Origin of the sequence: Bradyrhizobium centrosematis (assembly GCF_045571495.1) — a bacterium.
Classification (GTDB): domain Bacteria; phylum Pseudomonadota; class Alphaproteobacteria; order Rhizobiales; family Xanthobacteraceae; genus Bradyrhizobium; species Bradyrhizobium centrosematis.
Genome location: NZ_CP120703.1, coordinates 4,260,128 through 4,282,466 on the forward strand (window position 1 = coordinate 4,260,128; position 22,339 = coordinate 4,282,466).

Annotated in this window: 28 protein-coding genes; 10 read left to right on the forward strand and 18 right to left on the reverse strand. The window is 64.6% G+C overall.

Translation table 11 applies throughout. The features are described from left to right. Positions 1-207: 207 nt before the first annotated feature. From P6U31_RS20560 to P6U31_RS20570, 3 genes are all read right to left on the reverse strand, one after another. Positions 208-1,830, reverse strand: coding sequence for an ABC-F family ATP-binding cassette domain-containing protein (locus P6U31_RS20560; RefSeq protein ID WP_407183497.1), 1,623 nt, complete (start codon positions 1,828-1,830; stop codon positions 208-210). A 260-nt stretch (positions 1,831-2,090) separates the two neighbouring features. After that, positions 2,091-2,441 (reverse strand): hypothetical protein, encoded by a 351-nt coding sequence (locus P6U31_RS20565; RefSeq protein WP_407183498.1) that lies wholly within the window; start codon positions 2,439-2,441, stop codon positions 2,091-2,093. A 63-nt stretch (positions 2,442-2,504) separates the two neighbouring features. Further along, entirely contained in the window at positions 2,505-2,759 is a 255-nt protein-coding gene (locus tag P6U31_RS20570) for a hypothetical protein (RefSeq protein ID WP_407183500.1), read from the reverse strand. 167 nt (positions 2,760-2,926) lie between these two features. Here P6U31_RS20570 and P6U31_RS20575 point away from each other — a divergent pair, with 167 nt between their 5' ends. From P6U31_RS20575 to P6U31_RS20585, 3 genes are all read left to right on the forward strand, one after another. Further along, on the forward strand, positions 2,927-3,658 hold the full coding sequence (locus tag P6U31_RS20575) for a DUF3750 domain-containing protein (protein WP_407183501.1): 732 nt from the start codon (positions 2,927-2,929) through the stop codon (positions 3,656-3,658). A 189-nt stretch (positions 3,659-3,847) separates the two neighbouring features. Beyond that, positions 3,848-4,117: a hypothetical protein gene (locus P6U31_RS20580; protein WP_407183502.1), complete on the forward strand. Its 270-nt coding sequence runs from the start codon at positions 3,848-3,850 to the stop codon at positions 4,115-4,117. 200 nt (positions 4,118-4,317) lie between these two features. After that, on the forward strand, positions 4,318-4,761 hold the full coding sequence (locus tag P6U31_RS20585; RefSeq protein ID WP_407183504.1) for an SgcJ/EcaC family oxidoreductase: 444 nt from the start codon (positions 4,318-4,320) through the stop codon (positions 4,759-4,761). 204 nt (positions 4,762-4,965) lie between these two features. Here the strand turns inward: P6U31_RS20585 and P6U31_RS20590 are convergent, their stop codons facing one another. The 6 genes from P6U31_RS20590 to P6U31_RS20615 form a co-directional block, all read right to left on the reverse strand. Continuing rightward, positions 4,966-5,670, reverse strand: a complete 705-nt coding sequence (locus P6U31_RS20590) for a GrlR family regulatory protein (protein WP_407183505.1) — start codon at positions 5,668-5,670, stop codon at positions 4,966-4,968. A 261-nt stretch (positions 5,671-5,931) separates the two neighbouring features. Continuing rightward, entirely contained in the window at positions 5,932-6,081 is a 150-nt protein-coding gene (locus P6U31_RS20595; RefSeq protein WP_007609497.1) for a hypothetical protein, read from the reverse strand. 71 nt (positions 6,082-6,152) lie between these two features. Continuing rightward, positions 6,153-6,974 carry a tetratricopeptide repeat protein gene (locus P6U31_RS20600; protein WP_407183506.1) on the reverse strand — a complete coding sequence of 274 codons (822 nt, stop codon included), beginning with the start codon at positions 6,972-6,974 and terminating at the stop codon, positions 6,153-6,155. Between the two features lie 32 nt (positions 6,975-7,006). Then, positions 7,007-7,690, reverse strand: a complete 684-nt coding sequence (locus tag P6U31_RS20605) for a substrate-binding domain-containing protein (RefSeq protein WP_407183508.1) — start codon at positions 7,688-7,690, stop codon at positions 7,007-7,009. Positions 7,691-7,708: 18 nt separating this feature from the next. Next, entirely contained in the window at positions 7,709-8,410 is a 702-nt protein-coding gene (locus P6U31_RS20610) for a GrlR family regulatory protein (RefSeq protein ID WP_407183509.1), read from the reverse strand. 200 nt (positions 8,411-8,610) lie between these two features. Continuing rightward, positions 8,611-9,645, reverse strand: coding sequence for a glutamine synthetase beta-grasp domain-containing protein (locus P6U31_RS20615; protein WP_407183510.1), 1,035 nt, complete (start codon positions 9,643-9,645; stop codon positions 8,611-8,613). Positions 9,646-10,179: 534 nt separating this feature from the next. Here P6U31_RS20615 and P6U31_RS20620 point away from each other — a divergent pair. After that, the gene (locus P6U31_RS20620) at positions 10,180-10,383 is read left to right on the forward strand and encodes a DUF2735 domain-containing protein (RefSeq protein WP_407189897.1); all 204 of its coding nucleotides are present in this window, start codon (positions 10,180-10,182) and stop codon (positions 10,381-10,383) included. A gap of 110 nt (positions 10,384-10,493) precedes the next feature. Here the strand turns inward: P6U31_RS20620 and P6U31_RS20625 are convergent, their stop codons facing one another. Then, positions 10,494-10,820 (reverse strand): MliC family protein, encoded by a 327-nt coding sequence (locus P6U31_RS20625; RefSeq protein ID WP_407183511.1) that lies wholly within the window; start codon positions 10,818-10,820, stop codon positions 10,494-10,496. Positions 10,821-10,891: 71 nt separating this feature from the next. Between P6U31_RS20625 and P6U31_RS20630 the strand changes: the two genes are divergently transcribed. The 4 genes from P6U31_RS20630 (at position 10,892) to P6U31_RS20645 (ending at position 13,559) form a co-directional block, all read left to right on the forward strand. Continuing rightward, on the forward strand, positions 10,892-11,650 hold the full coding sequence (locus tag P6U31_RS20630; RefSeq protein WP_407183512.1) for a tyrosine-protein phosphatase: 759 nt from the start codon (positions 10,892-10,894) through the stop codon (positions 11,648-11,650). 22 nt (positions 11,651-11,672) lie between these two features. After that, the gene (locus P6U31_RS20635; RefSeq protein ID WP_407183513.1) at positions 11,673-12,353 is read left to right on the forward strand and encodes an SDR family oxidoreductase; all 681 of its coding nucleotides are present in this window, start codon (positions 11,673-11,675) and stop codon (positions 12,351-12,353) included. Between the two features lie 111 nt (positions 12,354-12,464). After that, positions 12,465-13,181, forward strand: a complete 717-nt coding sequence (locus tag P6U31_RS20640; protein WP_407183514.1) for a DUF2161 domain-containing phosphodiesterase — start codon at positions 12,465-12,467, stop codon at positions 13,179-13,181. 72 nt (positions 13,182-13,253) lie between these two features. After that, on the forward strand, positions 13,254-13,559 hold the full coding sequence (locus P6U31_RS20645) for a hypothetical protein (RefSeq protein ID WP_128925361.1): 306 nt from the start codon (positions 13,254-13,256) through the stop codon (positions 13,557-13,559). 79 nt (positions 13,560-13,638) lie between these two features. On the opposite strand, the gene P6U31_RS20650 is transcribed toward P6U31_RS20645, so the two are convergent. The 7 genes from P6U31_RS20650 to P6U31_RS20680 form a co-directional block, all read right to left on the reverse strand. Then, on the reverse strand, positions 13,639-14,244 hold the full coding sequence (locus tag P6U31_RS20650) for a GNAT family N-acetyltransferase (RefSeq protein ID WP_407183515.1): 606 nt from the start codon (positions 14,242-14,244) through the stop codon (positions 13,639-13,641). A 152-nt stretch (positions 14,245-14,396) separates the two neighbouring features. Then, positions 14,397-14,795 (reverse strand): PaaI family thioesterase, encoded by a 399-nt coding sequence (locus P6U31_RS20655; protein WP_407183516.1) that lies wholly within the window; start codon positions 14,793-14,795, stop codon positions 14,397-14,399. 130 nt (positions 14,796-14,925) lie between these two features. Then, positions 14,926-16,128 carry a kynureninase gene (gene kynU, locus P6U31_RS20660; protein WP_407189898.1) on the reverse strand — a complete coding sequence of 401 codons (1,203 nt, stop codon included), beginning with the start codon at positions 16,126-16,128 and terminating at the stop codon, positions 14,926-14,928. Positions 16,129-16,136: 8 nt separating this feature from the next. Continuing rightward, positions 16,137-16,976, reverse strand: a complete 840-nt coding sequence (gene kynA, locus P6U31_RS20665) for a tryptophan 2,3-dioxygenase (protein WP_407183517.1) — start codon at positions 16,974-16,976, stop codon at positions 16,137-16,139. A 36-nt stretch (positions 16,977-17,012) separates the two neighbouring features. Then, positions 17,013-17,822 (reverse strand): alpha/beta hydrolase, encoded by an 810-nt coding sequence (locus tag P6U31_RS20670; RefSeq protein WP_407183518.1) that lies wholly within the window; start codon positions 17,820-17,822, stop codon positions 17,013-17,015. A 234-nt stretch (positions 17,823-18,056) separates the two neighbouring features. Then, positions 18,057-19,334 carry an ArgE/DapE family deacylase gene (locus P6U31_RS20675; RefSeq protein ID WP_407183519.1) on the reverse strand — a complete coding sequence of 426 codons (1,278 nt, stop codon included), beginning with the start codon at positions 19,332-19,334 and terminating at the stop codon, positions 18,057-18,059. A 54-nt stretch (positions 19,335-19,388) separates the two neighbouring features. Beyond that, positions 19,389-20,111, reverse strand: a complete 723-nt coding sequence (locus tag P6U31_RS20680) for a pyridoxamine 5'-phosphate oxidase family protein (protein ID WP_407183520.1) — start codon at positions 20,109-20,111, stop codon at positions 19,389-19,391. A gap of 74 nt (positions 20,112-20,185) precedes the next feature. On the opposite strand from P6U31_RS20680, the gene P6U31_RS20685 reads away from it, so the two are divergent. Next, positions 20,186-21,658 carry a PLP-dependent aminotransferase family protein gene (locus P6U31_RS20685; protein WP_407183521.1) on the forward strand — a complete coding sequence of 491 codons (1,473 nt, stop codon included), beginning with the start codon at positions 20,186-20,188 and terminating at the stop codon, positions 21,656-21,658. A gap of 66 nt (positions 21,659-21,724) precedes the next feature. Beyond that, positions 21,725-21,970, forward strand: a complete 246-nt coding sequence (locus tag P6U31_RS20690) for a DUF6719 family protein (protein WP_407183522.1) — start codon at positions 21,725-21,727, stop codon at positions 21,968-21,970. Here P6U31_RS20690 and P6U31_RS20695 read toward each other — a convergent pair whose 3' ends face one another. Continuing rightward, positions 21,971-22,336: a hypothetical protein gene (locus tag P6U31_RS20695; protein WP_407183523.1), complete on the reverse strand. Its 366-nt coding sequence runs from the start codon at positions 22,334-22,336 to the stop codon at positions 21,971-21,973. It abuts the gene before it with no gap. Between the last annotated feature and the right edge of the window lie 3 nt (positions 22,337-22,339).

Genomic DNA, 22,339 nt, shown 5'->3' on the forward strand with positions numbered 1-22,339 from the left:
ACAGGACGCTTGCCGGCGGATTGGAGCCTGCATTCTCAACATCGTCATTGCGAGCGCAGCGAAGCAATCCAGAATCTTTCCGCAGAGGCAGTCTGGATTGCTTCGCGGAGCCTGTCATCGGGCCGCGCTACGCGCGGACCCGTTGGCTCGCAATGACGAATGACGCAACACGGCCGCCATCCTCGCGCTCCCGCAACCCGCGGGGGGCTACGACCGCAACCCCGGCGCCTCCTGCCCGGTGCGCGCGACATATTCCGTGTAGCCGCCACCGAACTGGTGGATGCCCTCCGGCGTCAGTTCCAGCACGCGGTTCGAGAGCGTGGCCAGAAAATGCCGGTCGTGCGAGACGAACAGCATGGTGCCCTCGAAATCGGCCAGCGCCGCGATCAGCATTTCCTTGGTGGCGAGGTCGAGATGGTTGGTCGGCTCGTCCAGCACCAGAAAGTTCGGCGGGTCGAACAGCATCTTGGCCATCACGAGGCGCGCCTTCTCGCCGCCCGAGAGCACGCGGCAGCGCTTCTCGACGTCATCGCCGGAGAAGCCGAAGCAGCCGGCGAGCGCGCGCAACGATCCCTGCCCCGCGGTCGGAAATGCATCTTCCAGCGACTGGAACACGGTGCGCTCGCCGTCGAGCAGGTCCATGGCGTGCTGGGCGAAATAGCCCATTTTGACGCTGCCGCCGAGTGCCACCGTGCCCTGGTCCGGCTCGCTTGCGCCCGCGACCAGCTTGAGCAGCGTCGACTTGCCGGCGCCGTTGACGCCCATCACGCACCAGCGCTCCCTGCGGCGGATCATGAAGTCGAGCCCGTCATAGATGCGCTTCGAGCCGTAGCCCTTGTGCACGCTCTTGAGCGCGACGACGTCTTCGCCCGAGCGCGGCGCCGGGGGAAAGTCGAACGCCACGCTCTGGCGGCGGCGCGGCGGCTCGACCCGCTCGATCTTGTCGAGCTTCTTCACCCGGCTCTGCACCTGCGCCGCATGCGAGGCGCGCGCCTTGAAGCGCTCGATGAACTTGATCTCCTTGGCGAGCATCGCCTGCTGGCGCTCGAACTGCGCCTGCTGCTGCTTCTCGTTCTGCGCGCGCTGCTGCTCGTAGAACTCGTAGTCGCCGGTGTAGGTGGTGAGCGAGCCGCTATCGATCTCGATCACCTTGGAGATCACGCGGTTGATGAACTCGCGGTCGTGCGAGGTCATCAGCAGCGTGCCTTCGTAATCGTGCAGGAATTTTTCCAGCCAGATCAGGCTTTCGAGGTCGAGATGGTTGCTCGGCTCGTCGAGCAGCATGACGTCGGGCCGCATCAGGAGGATTCGCGCCAGCGCCACACGCATCTTCCAGCCACCGGAGAGCTTGCCGACGTCCCCGTCCATCATCTCCTGGCTGAAACCGAGGCCGGCCAGCGCTTCGCGCGCGCGGCCGTCGAGCGCGTAGCCGTCGAGCTCCTCGAAACGGTGCTGCACCTCGCCGTAGCGGGCGATGATCTCGTCCATCTGGTCGGCCTTGTCGGGGTCGGCCATCGCAGTCTCGAGCTCGCGCAGCTCGGCCGCGACCTCGCTGACGGGACCGGCACCATCCATCACCTCGGCCACCGCGCTGCGGCCAGACATCTCGCCGACATCCTGGTTGAAATAGCCGATGGTGATGCCCCGATCGATCGAGACCTGGCCCTCGTCAGGCAGCTCCTCGCCGGCGATCATCCGGAACAGGGTGCTCTTGCCGGCGCCGTTGGGGCCGACCAGCCCGATCTTCTCGCCCTTATTGAGGGCGGCGGAGGCTTCGATGAACAGGATCTGGTGGCCGGCTTGCTTGCTGACGTTGTCGAGGCGGATCATGGGGTCTTTTGGGGGGATTTTTGCGTTGCAACGTCATAGGCCATGCGGGCCGCGAGGGGAAGCCCGGGACAGGCCGGGATTGAGCCTATCGCGTCCGAATACCCCGTCATCCCTGAGCTTAAGACCTGGACCTCGGCCTAGATCTCAGCGGTAACAGCCGGCGCGCGGGCTCCACCGCCTCGGCGCGCAGGAAGCGATCGGCCACGCTCCACGTGATCCATCACCCTCCTGCGATCACCCGCGAGCCTGCCTTATGATGATTACTTCTTGAGGATGCCCGGATCGGTATTTCCAAGCTGCTGGACGGCAGCGTTCGCGGCTGGCGTGTTGTAACTCGGTCGAGATCCGCCGCCGTCCTGACCGGAAGGCGTCACACCCAGTCTCTCGCCTGTGGTTCCCTGGCCTTTTGCATTGGACGCGTTGGGGCCTGGCGAGCCGCCAGTCCCGCTCAGCGTCGTTCCGTTCGAGAGCGTCGAACCGCCCCCGCCGCTCGAACCCGCCGCACTTGCGCCGCCGCTGGTTGAACCGCCTGAAGCGCCGCCTGAGCTCTGTGCCATGGAGAACGAAACCGTGCCCAGCAGGATGATCGCCGCGATCCCTGGAAGCCTCATCTCTGTCTCTCCTTCACCAGCAAGCTCCAAATCGCGGCTTCCCCGTCGCGAAGCGCGCAGCTCCTAACGCCGGCGGGCGATCCACACTCCAGCCAGAAAGGCGACGAACAGCGAGCGCAGGGGCGCTTTCGTTGTTACCTCGCGCAACTGGTCAACCCATCGCCCGGCGGAATCCAGCGAAGGCACCTCGCGCCGCGGATTAGCCGTGCCTCTTCGCTCTTCGGAACCCGACCGCAGCGTTGAGCCCTGGTCCATGCTGCCCTGATCGTCCGTCAAGCCGGAGGCTTCTGTCATTGCCGCGGCTTCCTTGATGTCCATGCGCGCGCTCCAATCCTGCTGCGGTTGCCGCACGACAGCTCGAACCCAGGCGCCGGTCCGGCTCTGGTGGCAAGGTCGTTCGGAACCAATGGCCTATGGCGGCGGCATTCCTGTGAACTATATGGCTTGTTAAACGCGCCCGCCTTACCGCTCCCTTGAAGAAGCCCTTGCTCGTCTTTCTGTTCCTCGTCTTCGCACCGCTTGCCGCCTCGGCGGCGAGATATGTCTGGCTGGGTGACGGCCGCGGAAATTGGCAAACCGCCGATCGATCGAGCGCTGGTCTTCTGGCCCCTGCTGCCGATCATCCCGAAGCCGTGATACGGGTGTTCGGCGCGAGAACGGTGAGATGGCGCAGCATCTTCGCCGTCCACACATGGATCGTGATCAAAGAGAAAAATGCGCCGACCTACACCCGGTATGACTACACGGCATGGGGCGAGCCGATCCGCACCAATGGCTTCGCTCCGGACGGTCGATGGTTCGGCGCGGCACCAGAAATCATTGTCGCCGTCGATGGCGAGCGCGCGGAGGCGCTGATCCCCAAAATCCGGCAGGTGGTCGAAAACTACAAGTTTCGATCCTATGGAGATTACAGCGTCTGGCCGGGTCCCAATTCGAACACCTTCGTGCAGGCCACACTCGACGCCGTCCCCGAACTCCGCGCCGTCCTGCCGCCGACAGCGATCGGCAAGGACTTCCCGTACACCGGCAGATGGTTCGGCGCGACGGCGTCCGGCACCGGCATCTATGCTTCGCTTGCCGGATATGTCGGCTTTTCGGTTGGCTGGGTCGAAGGCCTGGAGATCAATTTCTTCGGCGCCGTGCTCGGCCTCGATATCCGGCGGCCCGCTCTCAAGCTACCGGGACTCGGCCGCTTCGGGGTGACGCCCGGCCCGTAAGAGCCGTCATGCGAGTTCGGTCGTTGGTCTCTTCGCCCGGCACGGGCTGTTGAAAGTCCTGTGGTAGCTGGATCGGGTTGGTGGCTTCCGCAAGACGTGGCAACTTTTCTGAAACGCTACACGTCGGATTTCTTGCAGCGAGGGCCACGGCCTTGAATGCTGCTGACAGACATTTAAGGGAGGGGCATCATGAACAAGCTGATCGCATCTGTCGCAGGTATCTCGCTGGCCACATTGGTTGCTATCTCTTCGGCACACGCCGTCTCATGCACGCAGCAAGCGGCCAAGTGCCGTGAGTGGGCCGCCGGCCAAGGATCGCAAGCCGCGCGCTACGCCGCCAAATGCAATGCCGAGATCCCGCAATGCGTCGCGCGTTGCAAGGGCGGTAACAAGGTCTTTGTTGGCGTCTATGAAGGAACTGGCGGCGGTCAACCCTATCCGATTGACGCGTGCAAATAGCGCCGCATCGGAAGTGCATCCGGCCCATTGTCTCGCACCGCACTAAGAAGCGGGACAGTCGCATTCGAACGCACACAATGCAGTCTGCTGCTGAATCGATAGTGCCCCTGGGTTGCGGAATATCAGCAAATGCTTTCGTGCCGACGGGTTTCCCTGCGCGTGATCGGCTGCTACCATTCGCCGTTTCGAAGGAGGCATTCATGCGAGCTATTCTTTCAGCAGCAGCCTTGGTCGCGTCGCTCTCACTCGCGCATGCGGGACCAAAGGAAGATGCTTACCAGGTCGTTCAGAAGTGGGGCAGGGCATTCACCGATGCGGACGTGGACGCAATCAGCAAGCTGTATGCGCCAGACGCTTTGATGATTGGGACTTTCGGCAAGCAGGTGCTCACCAAGCCGGAGCAGATCCGCAGATATTTCGATGCAGCGCTAAACAACGACAAACCCCGGACTGCCACCCTCGACAGTTCGGAAATTCTAATGGTCAGTGACGAAGTGGTGGTTATTGCCGGATTTGATACCATCACCGGAACGAAGGACGGCCAACAAACAGTCGGCAGGGGGCGCGTCACTTTCGTCATCGCGAAACGTGGCTCGGACTGGATGATCGTCCATCTGCACCGCTCCCCCCTGCCCGCAATATAGCTCAACGGGCCAATGGATCAGTGGATCATGCGGGCGAGGCTTCGTGCCAACGCGCAGTCGCATCCGCAGCGAGTCATCCCGTCATTGGCGAGGACGACGCGCGGGTTCGCGCGTGCCGGTACGGCGCCAGTTGCTGAGATTGACGAGGACGAGGCGCAAAGATTGCTATAGACCACGGGCGTCCAACGTTCTGAATTCCGCGCTCTACGCCCGCCGCATCAGCTTGAGCGAAGCCAGAAGCCGCAAGCTCCGCTTCCCCGCCAGCGCAATGCCTTCGAGCTCGCCACTGGCCTCCGTGCACGTCCCGGAAAAACCGATCCCGACCTCGAAGCCGCCGAACACGGGGTTTTCGCCTTTCGCCGGCGTATGCTCCTGGTTCAGCATCTCGCCCTTCCAGCGGCCGTCCGCCGAGGAATAGGAGCCGAGATAATAGAAGAACGCGTCGCCGCCGAGGATGCGGCCGTCGATCAGCAACATCACGCCGGAGAGGCCGGCCTCGACGCCATCGAGCGCGCGCAGGCTCATTCCATAGAGCCCGTTGGCGATGCCGCCCTGCCCGATCGTGCCACGCGGCGGCAGCGCGCCATCATCGAGCCGCGTGAGATTGGCCCAGAAATGGGCGCCCGGCATCGTGTCGGCGCCGCCCTGCAGACGGATCTCGTTGCCGATCAGCCTGCCGCGCGCTGCGATCCTGGCGACATCGGCACCCATCAGCGGCTTATAGTTGGGATCGAGATTATGCCGCTCGGTGATCACCTCGGCGCAGACCTCGCCGTCGCGCTCGACATAGCTGCCAAGATGCGCAAAGCCCGAATTGCCGCCCAGCATCTTGCCGTCATGCAGGCACATGATGCTGCGGCCGAACGCATCGTTGACGCCGTATTCAACTTTGTAGAGTCCATCCAGCAACGCACTAAGCCCGTAAAATCAAGAAAAGGATCGCGGGCTACCTAGCACTGCCGCCGCAGCCGGGCCATCCTGCTTTTCCGCGCAGGAGCAGTTGCCGAACGGCCCCCTGCCACGAGGCCATCATGCCCCTGTCTTGCCTGGTCGGGTCAGGACCAATGTCGTCCAATCCGCGGCATCTAATTCTTCTGCGATTTCAGGGCCTCGCCTACTGTGCATGGGGTTGTTTTCGACATTCTTGTTGGGCCGGGCGTCCTGCAGGCGTCAGTGACGCTTGAAATACTGCACCTCGCGCTCGTGCTTCTCGGCCGCCGCACGGCTCTTGAACGTGCCGAGATTACGGCGCTTGCCGGTCTTGGGATTCACCTTGCGCGAATAGAGACGATATTCGCCGGATGCCAATTTGCGGATCATGGTCGCGCCTCCATCTTGTCGCGATATCAACGGCATAGGCGCGACAGAGGTTCCGCCGCGGACGGGTCTGCTCAGAAGCACAGCGTGGTGACGAGCTTGCCCTGCTTGTCCTTGATCGCATAGGGGCAGCGCAGCCGCTCCAGCGCCTTCTTCGCGTCCTCATCACCGAGCGCGGCGGCGCGCTCGTAATAGGCCTTCGCGGCGTCCTTGTCCTTGGGCCCGCCGCGGCCCTCTTGCACGAAGGCGCCCATCCGCTCCAGCGCGCCGGGATGATTTTGCGCGGCCGCCTTCTCGAACAGCGCACGCGCCGCAACGTCGTCCTTGGCACCTCCCGTGCCTTCGGAAAGCATCAGGCCGAGCTGGTACTGCGCTTCCGCGTTGGTCTCGGCGGCCTTGCCGAGCAACGCGCGCGCCTGCGCGGGATCGGCCGGCGCAGCGCCACCGGCACTGCCGAGCGCAGCGAGATTGCTGACGCCGCGGGGATTGCCTGATTGCGCCGCCTTCTCGAACAGTTTGCGCGCCTGGGCTTCGTCCTTGGCAACACCCGAGCCGGTCGCGTAGGCGACCCCGAGCTCGACCATGGCCGCGCTTGATCCCTTGTCGGCCGCCTTGCGCCAGGCGGCGAGCGCCTCACCGATCTGCCGATTGGCGGCATAGGCACGGCCGAGCGCGAACATGGCTCTGCGCGAGGACGGCGCGGCCTGCTTGCAGAACTTGATCGCGGTCGCGACGTCGGAGGACGCGATTTCGCCGACGCCCCTCACATCGGCCGGCTTGTCGGGATCGCTGGGATCGGCTGCCACGCGATCACACAGAACGAGGTCGGCCGATTGCGCATGCACGGCCGAGGGCGCCGCGAGCGCGAGCAGGATGGCAAGGAGAAAAGTCCGCATGGACACCACGCTGCGTCTTCGCTCCGGCAAATTCAAGGCTCCAGTCCCGATTGGCGCAGCACCGGAACGACCTCCGGCGATGCCAGATAACGCAGCAGCCGGTCGGCGGCGGCGGCGTGCGACGCCTTCGCCATGCGGCCGGCGGAGAACACGGCAGGCGTTTGCAGATCATGCGGGATCGGGCCGACCACCTCGATGCCGCCGACCTGCTTCAACTCGCTGATCTGCTGCACGGCGAGATCGGCCTCGCCGCTGACGAGGCGCTGCGCCGTGAAGCCCTGCTCGACGACGGTGGCCTTGGCGTTGATCGCGGCTGCGATCCCCATCCGCGCGATCAACTCGGCGAAGTAGACGCCGCTGGCGCCCAGCCGCGAATAGGCAACGGACCGGGCCGCCAGCAGCGACTTGCGCAGCGCCGCTTCGCTTCCGATGTCGGGGTGCGCCTGCCCCGCCCGCACGGCAATGCCGACATAGGAGCGCGCCAGATCGGCTGCGCTGTCGGCGAGCACGCGGCCCTCCGCAATCGCCTCGTCCAGCCCCTCGCGCGTGAGGATCACGAGATCGGCGGCCTCGCCGTCGCGCAAGCGCTTCAGCAGCGCCAGGGTCGGCGCGAAGTCGGCGTCGACCTGGATGCCAGTTTCGGTCTCGAAGGCGGAGGACAGGCTCCGCATCGCGCCCATCAGGCCGAGCGTCGAAAGCATGCGAATTTTTTCCATGAGCTGTTCCCGCAACGATCAGGGGCGATGCATCAGCTTGAGCGCGGCGGTCAGGCGCAGGCTGCGCTTGCCGGCAAGCGCGGTCGCCTCCAACACCGCCTCTTCCGCATCGTAGCGGCCGGAGAAGCCGATGCCGACCTCGTGGCCGCCGAAGATCGGATCATCCTTGGCCGGCGTATGCTCCTGGTTGAGGATCTGGCCTTTCCAGCGGCCGTTCGCGGCGGTGTAGCTGCCGAGATAGTAGAACGACGCATCGCCGCCGAGAATGCGCCCACCCTTGAGCAGCATCACGCCGGTGAGGCCGCGGTCGAGACCGTCGAGCATCTGCAGATGGATGGAGTAGAGGCCGTCGGTGATGCCGGCTTCGCCGATGCCGCCGGCGATCGGCGTCTCGTCGTCCCTGATCGGCGTCATTACCGACTGGAACGGAACGCCCGGCAGCTCCTTCAGTTCGCCCTTGAATCGGTAGAGATCGCCATCCGGCCAGCCCTTGGCGAGCAGAGTGGCGTCGTCGGTGCCCGCCATGGCGCGGTAGCTTGGATCGGGATTGTGGCGGACGGTGTTGATCACGACGTCGACACCGCTGTCAGTCTTCTCGTAGGTGCCGATATGGGCGAAGGCCGAGTTGCCGCCCAGCATCTTGCCATTGCCGGCATGCATCACGCTGCGGCCGACGGCGTCGCCGAGCTGAAACCTCACCTTGTAAAAGCCTTCAAACACCAGCCGTGTCCCCGGCCCTGCGCGCGTCCCTGGACACTCTATCCCGCTTTCGGAGGCGATGGACAAGTGTGGCGCGGTCAGGTGCGCAAGAGACCCCGGGACCGGCCGTCATCAAAACGCAAAAAATCCGCCGGAGCCTTGCAGCTCCGGCGGATCGTGAGCCAACCCGGGCCAGCCCCCCAGCCCGAGCCGGGAGGATCTTAGGCCGCGGCCTTCTTGTCGGTCGGCACGGACGCGATCGTCTTCAGGATCTGCGAAGCGATCTGGTAGGGGTCGCCCTGCGAGTTCGGACGGCGGTCTTCCAGATATCCCTTGTAGCCGTTGTTGATGAAGGAGTGCGGAACGCGGATCGAGGCGCCACGATCGGCAACGCCATAGCTGAACTTGTTCCAGGGCGCGGTCTCGTGCTTGCCGGTCAGACGCTTGTCGTTGTCCGGGCCGTAGACGGCGATGTGGTCCATCAGGTTCTTCTCGAAGGCAGCCATCAGCGCCTCGAAATATTCCTTGCCGCCGACTTCGCGCATATAGGCGGTCGAGAAGTTGGCGTGCATGCCGGAGCCGTTCCAGTCGGTATCGCCGAGCGGCTTGCAGTGGAATTCGATGTCGATGCCGTACTTCTCGGTAAGGCGCAGCATCAGGTAGCGGGCCATCCACATCTGGTCAGCAGCGGTCTTGGAGCCCTTGCCGAAGATCTGGAATTCCCACTGGCCCTTCGCGACTTCCGCGTTGATGCCTTCGTGGTTGATGCCGGCCGCGAGGCAGAGGTCGAGATGCTCTTCGACGATCTTGCGGGCGACGTCGCCGACGAACTTGTAGCCGACGCCGGTGTAGTACGGCCCCTGCGGCGCGGGGTAGCCGTATTCCGGGAAGCCGAGCGGACGGCCGTCCTTGTAGAAGAAGTATTCCTGCTCGAAGCCGAACCAGGCGCCAGCGTCGTCGAGAATGGTGGCGCGCTTGTTGGAGGGATGCGGGGTCTTGCCGTCGGGCATCATGACTTCGCACATCACCAGCACACCGTTGGTGCGCGCGCCGTCCGGGAACACGGCGACCGGCTTCAGCACGCAATCGGAGCTGTGGCCCTCAGCCTGCTGGGTGGAGGAGCCATCGAAGCCCCAGAGCGGAAGCTGCTCGAGCGTCGGGAACGACGCGAATTCCTTGATCTGGGTTTTGCCGCGCAAATTCGGAGTCGGCGTATATCCGTCGAGCCAGATGTACTCGAGCTTATACTTGGTCATTGAGCCTCTCTGTAGATGATGCGAAAGGTGGGGTTGAGAGCCCCGCACGTTTGTACCCGGCCATCATCGGCCGGCCCCTTACAAGCATTTTGCGTGCCAAAAGGCCGCAGGTTGCCTGATTTTCCACCGCAGCCGGCGTCTCCCTGCCGCGGGCAGATCGCCCCCGGAGACATGCGTCATAGCCGCGCACCTTCGCGTGAAGCTGCAACGCAAAAATCCCGAGAAAATCGCCTGATTCTGAAGCAGGCAGACCGGTCGTGGAAGTTGCCGATGAAACGCGCATCAACGTCCGGAAATTTTCGCAAAGCCCTACGCCCCTGTTCAGCAACCTTTGGAATGGCCTACGCGTTACCCACCGACAGGGTGCCTTCGGGGATGCAGAGCTTCAACTGCCTACAAATTGGGCGGCAACTGATCTCCTTTTCAGCACTTTCCAATCCGGGCGACGCGGCCGATATGGGGATTCCGGTAACCACAATCGAACGAGTCGGGCGCACCATGGAGGCCAAGGCGCTTCGACCAAGGAGAATCGTAATGATGAACAATGGTCTGAGTCACGGATCGGCAACGATCTATCAATTCCCGGTCGGGGGCCGCGCGGCTCTCGCCGGACGGCGCTATGGCGAGACCCGCCTTCCTGCCGATCACACTTCGCTGCCCGCGAACGTCTCGATCTGCAGCGAGAGCTGGTATCACCAGGACGCGGTCGACGAGGCCAAGCCGAAATGGGATCGCTGATGCCTGTGCTTGGTTCGAAGCCGCTGCGCTTGTGCCAGCGGCTGGCGACGGTCGAAAGAGGGTCGAAACAACGGTGTTTCGGCCCTTTTTGATTCCAGCTGGCCTCGCTGCTAGATCCCTGGCCGTTCGACCACCGCGCAGGCCGTGACCGGCCGCCTCAGGTGCTTCACCGTGGTGAGCCCCGCCTTGGGAATTCTTAGCGTGACCCCAGCTCCCGAATAACGTGCGCCCGAGACCGACAGCCGCTTGGCGAGCGTCACCGGCTCGCCGTCGATCTGGAGAAAGGCGCGCTTGTCGTGCTCATAGAATCCCAAGATGAATTGCGTCCCATCCGCGCATCGATAGGTCCGGAACGTCTGCGCATCAGCCTGCGGTGCACTGCAAATTCCACCCGCCAGCATGGTGATCGTCAAAACAATGGCCTTGTGCCGGCCCATGATCGCCCCCTGTAATAGATCTCAAGGACGCCCGCCGTGCGCCCGCTGGAACCATAACGCAAGCCGATCCCATGCAAGACCCCTCCCTAAAGGACTCCCCTGCCCGCCACCTCGCCCTCCAGGGCGCCAGCAATTTTCGCGATCTCGGCGGCTATCCGACCGCCGATGGCCGGACCACACGCTGGCGACACATCTTCCGCTCCAACCATCTCGGCCAGCTCACCCCTGACGATGTCGAGATCGTCCGCGCGCTGGGCGTCAGAAGCGCATTCGATTTTCGCGGGCTGGAGGAGCGCGCGGCCGGCGTCTGCGTCGTGAGGGAGATCACGGTGCATTCGCTGCCGATCGAGCCAACCGTCGTCGCGGCGCTGCGCGCTGAGCTCGCGAAGGGCACGCTGACCGCGGTGGTCGCGCTCGAGCTGATGCGGGAGTCCTATCGCAACTACGTCCGCCACAACACGCACAGCTTTCGCAGCCTGTTCGCCCATCTCCTGGAGGACAGGGCGCCGCTGGTGATTCACTGCACCGCCGGCAAGGACCGCACCGGCTTTGCCAGCGCGCTGATCCTGCATGCGCTCGGCGTGCCCGAGGACGTCATCGCTGAGGACTATCTCCTGACCAACCGGCACTACAAGCGCGACGCATCAAGCGCCTCCGAGCTTCCTGCCGATGTGCTCGACGCCATCGGCAGAGTCGAGGCATCGTATCTCGCGGCCGCCTTTGAGGCTGTCGGTCGCGAATATGGCGATCTCGAAACCTATTTGCGCGAGGGGCTCAAGCTCGGCGAAACTGAGCGCGCCGCGCTGAAAGAGCGCTATCTGCAATCATAGGCCACAGCGCCGGGAGACGATGATGCAAGACAAGGTCCTGGTCGTAACGGGCGCGCGAGGCGCGCTCGGCAAGGTGGTTGCGGAGATCGCACGATCGCGCGGCGCGCGCGTTGCTGGCATCGACTACGCGCCTTCACAGAGCGCCGCGATGCCCGACCACATCGAGATCGGCGGCGTCGACCTGTCGGACGCGGCCCAGGCGAAGACGGCGGTCGATGCGGCGGCAAGGCATTTCGGCCGGCTCGATGCCTTGATCAACATCGCCGGCGGCTTCGCGTTCGAAACCGTCGGCGACGGCGACATCAAGACCTGGCAGCGCATGCACGCGCTGAATGTCCTGACCGCGCTCAACACCTCGCGCGCGGCGCTGCCGCATCTCGCAGCATCCCGGGCTGGTCGCATCGTCAATATCGGCGCCATGGGCGCCCTTCAGGCGGGCTCCGGCATGGGCCCCTATGCGGCGTCGAAAGCCGGCGTGCACCGGCTCACCGAGGCGCTCGCCAACGAATGGAAAGGCAAGGTCACGGTCAACGCGGTGCTGCCGTCGATCATCGACACCGCCGCCAACCGCGCCGACATGCCGAAGGCCGACTTCTCCAAATGGGTGACGCCGCAGGAACTCGCCGAAGTCATCCTGTTCCTCGCCAGCGATGCCGCGAGCGGCATCACCGGCGCGCTGATCCCAGTGTGCGGACGGGTGTAAAGGCCTTAACGCCTCGTCTTGCGCGGCAGCTCTGATTCAATCGGACCACAGAAGGCTCTAAGCTGCCCGCAACTGATTCTTAGATCGAAGCATCGCCTCCGGAACCTTCCCGTGGAAACCGCGCTTTATCTGCCCGTCAAACGCTTCCTCGAACAGCTCGGCTTCACCGTGAAGGGCGAGATCGGTGGCTGCGATCTCGTCGGCCTCAGCGCCGGCGATCCGCCGGTCGTCGTGATCGGCGAGCTCAAGCTCGCCTTCAACCTCGAGCTCATTCTTCAGGCCGTCGACCGCGCGCCGGCCGGCGATGAGGTCTGGATCGCAGCGAAGATGTCGATCCGCGGCAAGGGACGCGAGAGCGATGCACGCTATCGCAATCTCTGCCGCCGGCTCGGCTTCGGCATGCTCGGCGTCACCGATCGCGGCCAGGTCGAGGTGCTGGTGAAGCCGCCGACCGCGGCGCCGCGCCGCGAGCCGAAGCTGCGGTCGCGCCTCGTCGCCGAGCACCAGCGCCGCCAGGGCGATCCCGCGCTCGGCGGCAGCACCCGCGCGCCGATCATGACGGCCTATCGGCAGCAGGCGCTGGCCTGCGCCTCCGCGCTCGCGGACGGGCCGCGGCGCGTGCGCGACTTGCGCGAGCGCTGTCCTGATGCCGGCAAGATCTTGCTTAACAATGTGTATGGCTGGTTCGAACGGGCCGACCGGGGGATCTACGGGCTCACCGAGGCCGGACATGCCGCCCTGAAGCGCTGGCCGCAGCAGCGGATCGAGGTCGAAGCAGGTGCTCCATCACCGCCTGACGGGAGATCGATGCAAGCGGTGAATAGCTGAGATGCCACACCAATTTCATATTGCAATGCAACATAGGCGGCACTAGGTATCCAGAATCGAAACGAGGCCCCCATGAGCGCAGACTGGAATACTAAGTACGGCACGCGGCGCGTCCGCCACGATCCGCCCACCCTGGACGAGGCGATCTTTGCCGCCATCGGCATCACCGACGATCAGGCGCAGCAGGCCGAGATCGCCGCAGCCTTGATGGGGATGCCGCTCGATGTCGTGCAGGCCGAGGTGAAGAAGCAGGCGCGCAGCAACAGCCGCATCACCGCGACGCGCGTGATCGCCGGCGAACAGGGTGCGCAGCGCTCCGTCGTGGTCGAACGCCGCGTCGTCCGCCGTTTCGGCAACGACAAGCGCACCGGTACCTGAAGGGTTCGTTTCACGCCCTGAAATAGCAAAGCGGACCGGCCAGGCCGGTCCGCTTTTTGATTCAAGGCGCGATGTGATGTCAGGCCGCGCGGCTGTCGTACATGCTGGAGATGATCTTCCAGCAGGTCGAGTTGAGGCTCAGAAGCGCGCGCCCGGCCGCGAAGGGCGAGGCCGCGAGATCGGCGAGCTCGGCTTCGGGCGTCTTGGCGAGATCGATCGTGCCGGTCGATTCGCCATGACGGAAAGCCAGATGCGCCCCGAACTTTCTGGCGAGCGCCCGCATCGCGTGATTCTCCGCACCCGTGGTGATGCGCAGGCGCTTGTAGCCTTTCCAGCGCGCCTCCGCGATCAGACGGCGGAATAGCGCGGTGCCGACACCCTGGCGCCGCGCGGAGCCTTCCACGCTGAAGGCGACTTCAGGCAAAGCCTCTTCTTCCGGCGGATGCAGTTCGGCGGCACCGCGGACCACGCCGTCGACGATGTAGGCGACGATCACGGTGCCGTCGTCGGCGCAGCGGGCGGCGTAACGCTCGATAAAGCTGTCGTCGAGAAAGCCGTTGAAACGATCGTGCCGGCTTCCGGCATCGAGCCTCAGCAGATGATCGCGCAGGAGCGGCAATTCTTCCTGCTGGATCAGGGTCCGCACGTAGCCCGGAACGGTGCGAACGGTCTCTTCAAGTACCACGTCAAAACTCCTCTTGGTGTCCCTCGAGGAGGCGTTCGAATCCCTAGGCCCCCTATATTGTGCATCGCAGCATGTTTTGCAAGGCGAGGACCTGCCCAAGTTAGAGGCACAGAGGACGACTAATTCGTTAACAAAATCAAAGCCCCGTGGTCTTACAGGACCAGCTGGGTCTGGGTGACGACGGCCACCAGCTTGCCGTCCGCGGTCTCCAGCCTGGTGGTCCAGACCTGGGTCCGCCGGCCGCGATGGACCGGGGTCGCGGTGGCGATGATGGTGGTTCCCTCCTTGGCCCCGCCGATGAAATTGGTCTTGCTCTCCAGCGTGGTCGTCCCCTTGGCGTCGTCAGGCAAATTGATCACGGTCGCAGCCGCACCGACGGAATCGGCCAGCGCCATCACTGCCCCGCCATGGATGGTGTGCTGCAGCGTGCAGAGATCGGGCCGAACCGTCATCCGCGCCACCACGCGGTCCTTCTCGGCCTCGATGAACTCGACGCCCTTGAGCTCGGCAAACGGCATCTTCATCGCTTTAAGTTTCTCAAGCGGCGTCATCAGACGTTCTCCCAATTCCTTGTCGTCTCAGCGTGAATTGCTTTGCGCAGCAAGGCAATGACGTCCGAGGTAATGGCCGTGCTGACATCGGCGCGCCCCCAAGATCCCTGCGCTAGAACCGACACGGTCCTCACGTCACCGCGTTCACGACCTGGTATTCCGGCCGTCGCCACACCTCGCCCGCGATCACCTCCTCGATGATCCCGGCTGCACGGATGATCTCGCTCTCGCCGATGTAGAGCGGCGTGATCCCGAAGCGCATGATGTCAGGCGCGCGGAAATCACCGATGAGACCGCGGGCGATCAGCGCCTGCATCGCGGCGTAACCGCCCTCGAAGGCGAAGGAGACTTGCGAACCGCGGTGCGCGTAGGCTCGTGGTGTCACCAGCTTCAGCGACGGGCAGCGGCGTTCGACCTCCGCAATGAGGAGATCGCCGAGCGCCAGCGAGCGCGCGCGGACTTCGCCGATATCCACCCGGTCCCAGATGTCGAGCGAGGCCTCCAGCGCCGCCATGGCCAGCACCGGCGGCGTGCCGACGCGCATGCGCTCGACGCCGCCCGCGGCGGCATAGCCAAGCTCGAATGCGAAGGGCTTGGCGTGGCCCATCCATCCCGACAGCGCAGCGCGCGCGCCGTCGGCGTGGCGCGGCGCAACGTAGAGGAAGGCCGGCGCGCCCGGGCCGGCGTTCAGATATTTGTAGGTACACCCGGCCGCGAAATCGGCGCCGCAGCCGGCGAGATCGACCGGCAGCGCGCCGGCGGAATGGGCGAGATCCCAGACGGTGACGATGCCGAGCGCATGGGCCTTCGCGGTCAGATCCGCCATGTCGTGGCGGCGGCCCGTGCGATAATCGACCTCGGTGATGTAGAGGACCGCGACCTCCTCCGACAGCGCGGACTCGATCTCCTGCGGCGCCACCAGGTGCAACTGGTGGCCGCGCCCCAGCGTCGCGATCAGGCCTTCGGCCATGTAGAGGTCGGTCGGGAAATTGCCGGTGTCCGACAGCACGACCTTGCGCGACGCGTTCATGTCGAGCGCGGCAGCGAGCGCCTGATAGACCTTGAGCGACAGCGTGTCTCCGACCATCACCGAGCCGGCTTCCGCGCCGATCAGCCGCGCGATGCGATTGCCGAGATGGCGCGGCTGGGCGTACCAGCCGGCGGTGTTCCAGGCGCGGATCAGCTCATTGCCCCACTCCGCCGTGATGACGCGGTTGACGCGCTCGGCAACGCCAAGGGGCAGCGCGCCAAGCGAGTTGCCGTCGAGGTAGATCACGCCGTCTGGCAAATGGAACAGAGCTTTGGTGTCGTCATAGACGCGATATCTGGTCATAGCCATTTCTACAGGATCGTTCGCACGCGCCAGAGCTCGGGGAACAGCTCCACCTCCAGCATGCGTTTGAGATAGCTGACTCCACCGGTGCCGCCGGTGCCACGCTTGAAGCCAATGACGCGCTCGACCGTCGTCACGTGGTTGAAGCGCCAGCGGCGGAAATAGTCCTCGAAGTCGACCAGCTTTTCGGCGAGCTCGTACAGCATCCAGTGCGTTTCCGGCGCCTCGTAGACGACACGCCAGGCCTGCAGCACGCCTTCGTTGAAGCTGTGGGTCTCGCGAACATCGCGGGCCAGCACTGCGGGTGGCATCTTGAGCCCGTTGCGGTCGGCGAGCCTGAGCACCTCGTCATAGAGGCTTGGCGTTGCGAGTTCGGCCTCGAGCAGCTTCGTCGTCTCCACGTCGTGCGCGTGCGGCTTGAGCATGGCGTGGTTTCGGTTGCCGAGCAGGAATTCGATCAGCCGGTACTGGCGGGACTGAAAGCCCGAGGACTGTCCGAGCTGTGAGCGAAAGCGCGTGTATTCGCTCGGCGTCATCGTGCGCAGCACGTCCCAGGCGTTGTTGAGCTGCTCGAAGATGCGGGACATTCGCGCCAGCATCTTCATCGCAGGCGACACTTCGTCTCGCGCGATGGCGCGCCGCGCGGCGCTGAGCTCGTGGATGGCGAGGCGCATCCACAGCTCCGTGGTCTGATGCTGGATGATGAACAGCATCTCGTCATGCGCTTCCGACAGCGGATGTTGCGCGCCGAGGATCGCATCCAGCGCGAGGTAGTCGCCGTAGGACATGCGGCGGGCGAAATCGGTCTCGGCGCCTTCGCTGGCGGGATCGTAATCGCTGGACGTCATGGGCAGGCCCTTTCGATCGATCGTCCCCGGCTTGGATCAGTCGAGGCCGATCAGGCGTGCGGTGATCGGCGAGGCCGGATCCTTCAGTCCGTCGATCACGGTAAAATGGTTCAGTCCGGGATCGACGACGAGGCGGGTCGCCACGTCGAAGCCGGTCCAGATATTGGCCATCAGATCCGACTGGCGGATGAATTCGGGCCGCTCGCCGCCCCCGACCCAGGCGGTCAGAGGCGAATGCCCGCGCGGCAGATGCAGCGCCGGGCTTTCGAGCGCCGCCTCCTCCATCGTCATGCGTAGCGTCTCGTTCATCTTGGTCTTGAGCAGCGGACGCAGATCGTGCAGGCCGCTGATCGAGAGCGTGCCGGCGATCCGGCTGTAGACGGACGGCTCCAGCCGGCTGTCGTCGCACAGCATCCGCGTGACGAGATGGCCGCCGGCGGAATGACCAGCAAGCCGGATCGGCCCTGCGACGAGTGAAGCCGCCTTGGCGATCGCAACGGCAATTTCGGCGGTGATGTCGGAGATGCGCGCGACAGGCGCCAACGTGTAGCTCGGCAACGCCACCGTCCAGCCGTGCTGCCGCGCGCCATCGGCGAGATCAGTCCATGTCGACTTATCGAACCGCATCCAGTAGCCGCCGTGCACGAAGACGACGAGACCTTTGCTGTCGCCATCGGGCGAGATCAGGTCGAGCTTCTGGCGCTCACCGGTGCCATAGGCGATATCACCGCGAAAATTTGTCAGGCCGGCCCTGTAGGCCGCAGCCCGCTCCGCCCATTGCGCCGGCATTTTGTCCGAGCCCGGGATATGGGCCGAATTGGCATAAGCGTCATCCCAATCGCGCATGGTTGCTCCCGAGGACTCGTTCGACGAACCGGACGCCAGTCTGCCACCGGGACGCGCGCCATCCTAGTCTTTCTTTTAAGCTTAAAGGAGTTGGCGAAGCCCGTGTTTCGGGCACAGGGCGGCGAGATGTTCCCCCTCCGTCATTGCGACGAGCGCAGCGACGAAGCAATCCAGGCTGCCACCGCCGAGAGATGCTGGATTGCTTCACTGCGCTCGCAATAACGGTGGAGAGGCCTACGCCTTCTCCAGCCCGCACCATTCCGCGATGAACAGCGCCATCGCCTTGGTCGTCTTCTTCAACGACTCCAGCTCGACATATTCGTTGAAGCCGTGCATCTCGCCGCCGCTGGCGCCGAAGCACAGGCTCGGGATGCCCTCGTTGAGGCCGTAGAAGCGAGTGTCGGTGAGCGCGGTGAAGACGAGGTCTTCGACTGCACCGCCATAGACCTTGTTGAAGGCCTTGCCGAAAGCGGCCTCGGCCGCAGCGGCGTCAGTCAGTTCGTAGCCTTCCGACAGGAAGCCCGACCATTCGACAACAGGCGGATTGTTGGCGAGGAAGCGGTGATTGCGCGCCGCGGCCGCCACGCAGGCCATGATCTCCTTTTGGTGATCGGCGATCGACCAGCCCGGCAACACTGCGATCCGGCAGTCGACATCACACCAGGCCGGCACGCTGGAAGCCCAGTCGCCGCCCTTGATGATGCCGGGGTTGAAGTTGATGGGATGGTTGAGCGTCTTGAAGTGCCGATCGGCCTTGGCACGCTCGTTCCATTCGATCTCGAGCTTTTGCAGCGCCTGGATCAGGTGATAGGCGGCCATGATCGCATTGGCCCCGGAGCCGGCGAAGGCCACATGTGTCGGATGTCCCTTCACGCGCAGGCGAAACCAGATCACGCCGACCTGTGAGCGCACCATCTTGCCACCGGTCGGCTCCGGAATGAAGCAGGCGTCCGCACGATAGCCACGCTGGAGCGTGGAGAGCGCGCCGACGCCGGTGCTCTCCTCCTCGATCACGGACTGAAAGTGAATTCGCGCCGTCGGCTTGAAGCCGGCGGCCTTGATCGCATCCAGCGCATAAAGCGCGCCGATGGTGCCCGACTTCATGTCGCAGGCGCCGCGGCCGAACATCTTGCCGTCCTTGATGACGGGCGAGAACGGCGGCGTCTCCCACAATTCCAGGGGGCCTGCAGGTACCACATCGCAGTGGCCTTGTAGGATCAGCGACTTGCCGCCGTTCGTTTGCGGACGGTAGGTGCCCACCACCGAGCGCGCCTTCGAAAAATCATGCTCGATCGGGCCGAATCCACGCAGGTCCTTGAGATCGTCGACATTGATGTGCCAGTCGTCGACCTCGTAGCCGCGCTCGCGCAGGAGGTCGCCGATCATGTCCTGGCACGGCCCCTCCGCCCCGCGGGTCGACGGGATCGCGACGAAGTCGCGCGTGGTTGCGAGCTGGGCTTCGAAGCCGGCATCGACGGCGTCGAGAATCCTCTGCTGCGTTTCGGCATTCATCAGGCAACTCCAGGCATTTCCAATGGTCCCAAGGAGTGCGCAAGCTAGCCGATTTCAGCCGTTCGGGTACTCCACAAAATATGCATCCCGCAATGCATCTTCGAGCAGTCGGCCTTCGGAGTAGCCATCGAGCGTCGCAGGGCGCGTCACCCCATCCAGCAGGCGCGGACACGGCTCGGGCGCGCCGAGCACTGTGCGCACCGGGATGCGCTCGGCATAGATCGGCAACGCATAGTCCTCGTCGTCGTCGGCGACACCCTTGGCGCGTATCTTGGCCGAGGCTTCCTCGATCTCCATCGCGATGAACGACGTCGCCTTGATCTCCTGCGTGTTGCTGGCCCTGAGGCTCGCGGTGCGATCCGGGAAGAAGCGGTCGACCATCGCGATCACCGCGCGCTCCTTTTCGTCCGCATCAGTGACGAGATAGGCCGTGCCGAACGCCATCACGGCACGATAATCGGCGGAGTGATTGAAGCCGCAGCGCGCCAGCACGAGGCTGTCGAGATGGGCGACGGTAAGACACACGCGCTCGCCTTTGGTCTGGTTGCGCAGCATCCGGCTGGCGCTCGAGCCGTGCCAGTAGAGCTTGGTGCCCTCACGCCAGAAAAAGGTCGGCGTGCAATAGGGCTGGCCGTCGATGACGTAGGAGACATGGCACAGCATCGAGGAATCCAGGATGCGATGAACCGTCTCGTGGTCGTAGAAGCCGCGATCGTGGCGGCGCTTCACCTGGTTGCGCGCCGATGTCGGATAGGAATTGGTCTCGGTCTGACTCACGGCCGCTCCTGCTGTGGCTGGAAGGATCAGGGGCAGTTGTAGCGGCGCATTTGGTCTGCGATAGTTCCAATTCTATGCAAAAAATTCCGACCAATTCCGGCCCCTCGCCGGCCAAGACCGAGCTGCCGCTCGACCTCACCGGCCCGCACGTCACGGCGGGCGCCTCCGCCGCGCACCGGCTCTATCAGGCCTTGTGCGAGATGATCGTCTCCGGCCTCATCAAGCCCGGCGAGCCGCTGCCGCCGTCACGCACGCTGGCCAAGCAGACCGGCTTTCGGCGCAACGCCGTCGTGACCGCCTATGAGCGCCTGATCGCCGACGGCTTTGCCGAGGCCACCGTCGGCTCCGGAACGTTCGTCGCTGCGCGCATCCCTGCGCGCGCGGCCGAGCCGAACAAGCCCAAGGCGGTGGTCGAAACGCCGAGGCAAGGCGCGTTTTCGCTCGGCTGCACCCACATCGACGAGCGCGCCGTGCAGCGCTTCCGCGCCTTCGTCGGCCGGCGCATGCGCGCCTTCGGGACCGAACACCTGCATTACGGCGATCCGCGCGGCAGCCGCGAGCTGCGCGCGGCGATTGCTGATCATTTGCTGTCGGCGCGCGGACTGCGCTGCGATCCCGATCAGATCATGCTGACATCAGGCACCCTGCACGCGCTGCGCATCGTGTTGAGCGCGATCCTGAAGGCGGGCGACCAGGTCTGGTGCGAGGACCCGGGTTATCCCGCCGCGCGACAGACCATTGCGCATTGCGGCTATCGCGCCGTGCCCGTTCCCGTCGACGAGCACGGCATGCGTGTTGCCAAGGGCCGCACCGCGGCATCCGACGCACGCGCGGCCTATGTCACGCCGTCGCACCAGTTTCCGCTCGGCGTTCAAATGTCGATGTCGCGGCGCCTCGAGCTGCTCGACTGGGCCAAGCAAGCCAGCGCCTTCGTGCTGGAGGACGACTACGACAGCGAGTTCCGCTACGACGGCGCACCGCTGATGTCGCTTGCCGGGATCGATCGTCTGCAGCGCGTGATCTATCTCGGCACGTTCGCCAAGACGCTGTTTCCAGGCCTGCGTATCGGCTATTGCGCCCTGCCCGAACGGCTCATCGCGGACGTGACAGCTGCGCGGGCCGCGCTCGACCGCTTCCCCGGCACGCTGATGGAAGGCGCGGTCGCCGACATGCTCAATTCCGGTGCCTTCGCCGCAAACCTCAAGCGCGTGCGGAAACTCTATCGCGAGGCGCGCGATGCGCTGGCCGAAACGCTGGAAGCCGAATCCGATGGCGCGCTTTCGGTGCCGGTCCCCTCGCAGGGCCTGCATCTCGTCGCCCGGTTCGATCCGTCGGTCGACCCGGCGGTGGCCGCGCTTGTCAGGCAAACGGCCGGCGCGGAAGGCTGGCTGTTGGCCGACACTTATGCGCGCGCCCGCCCACTAGCCGGTTTCGTGCTGGGATTTTCCGGCCATGCGGTTCCGCAGCTCGTCGCCTCCGCCGAACGGCTGGCGCGAGAATCCCGCGCAGCCCTACGCACGAGAGTCAGGGCGACCCGGCGCGCGTGACGAATGTTCACTATGAGAATCGCCGGCCAGTCCCTACATTGTGGCTCGATGCCGAGGCCCTTCACCATGCCGTTCCGCCGCGCGACCTGCCTTTCCCTCCTGATCTCCATCGCGCTTGCCGCGACGGCGCACGCCGCGACGGTCGGACGCGAGCAGGACATCGTCGATCTCAAGCTCGGTCAGCGCGTGCAAGTGGATGACGGAACCTGTCCCGCCGGACAGGTCAAGGAAGTGCGCGGGGCGAAGATGTCCGACAAAGGCGTCGTGCGCAGCACGACTTGCGTGCAACGCTACGGTCCGAAAACGAAATAACTACTGCTTCGCCGGATCGAACATGCACTGCAACGTCGGCTTTGCAATCTTGGTGAAGGTCTCGCCGATCTCGCCTTGCTTGGAAGCCGGCACCCAGTCGGTCTCGATGGTGGGCACACCCGTCTCGCTGATGCCACGCAACAGCGCTTCGCGCAGGTCGCGGTCCTCGACGGCGGCCGCAGCGTGGTCGTGCAGGCAGCCGCAGACCTCCTCCGGATGTTCCCACCGCCCAAGCATGCGCGGCGCACACTGCCGGACGAACTCACTGCGGGGATCCGGCAACCTGGAGGGCGCACGTACCTGCGCCTGGGCGGCGCTGATCGCCAGAACAGATACGAACGCAGCAGCGCAAATTCGAAAGAGCATGAC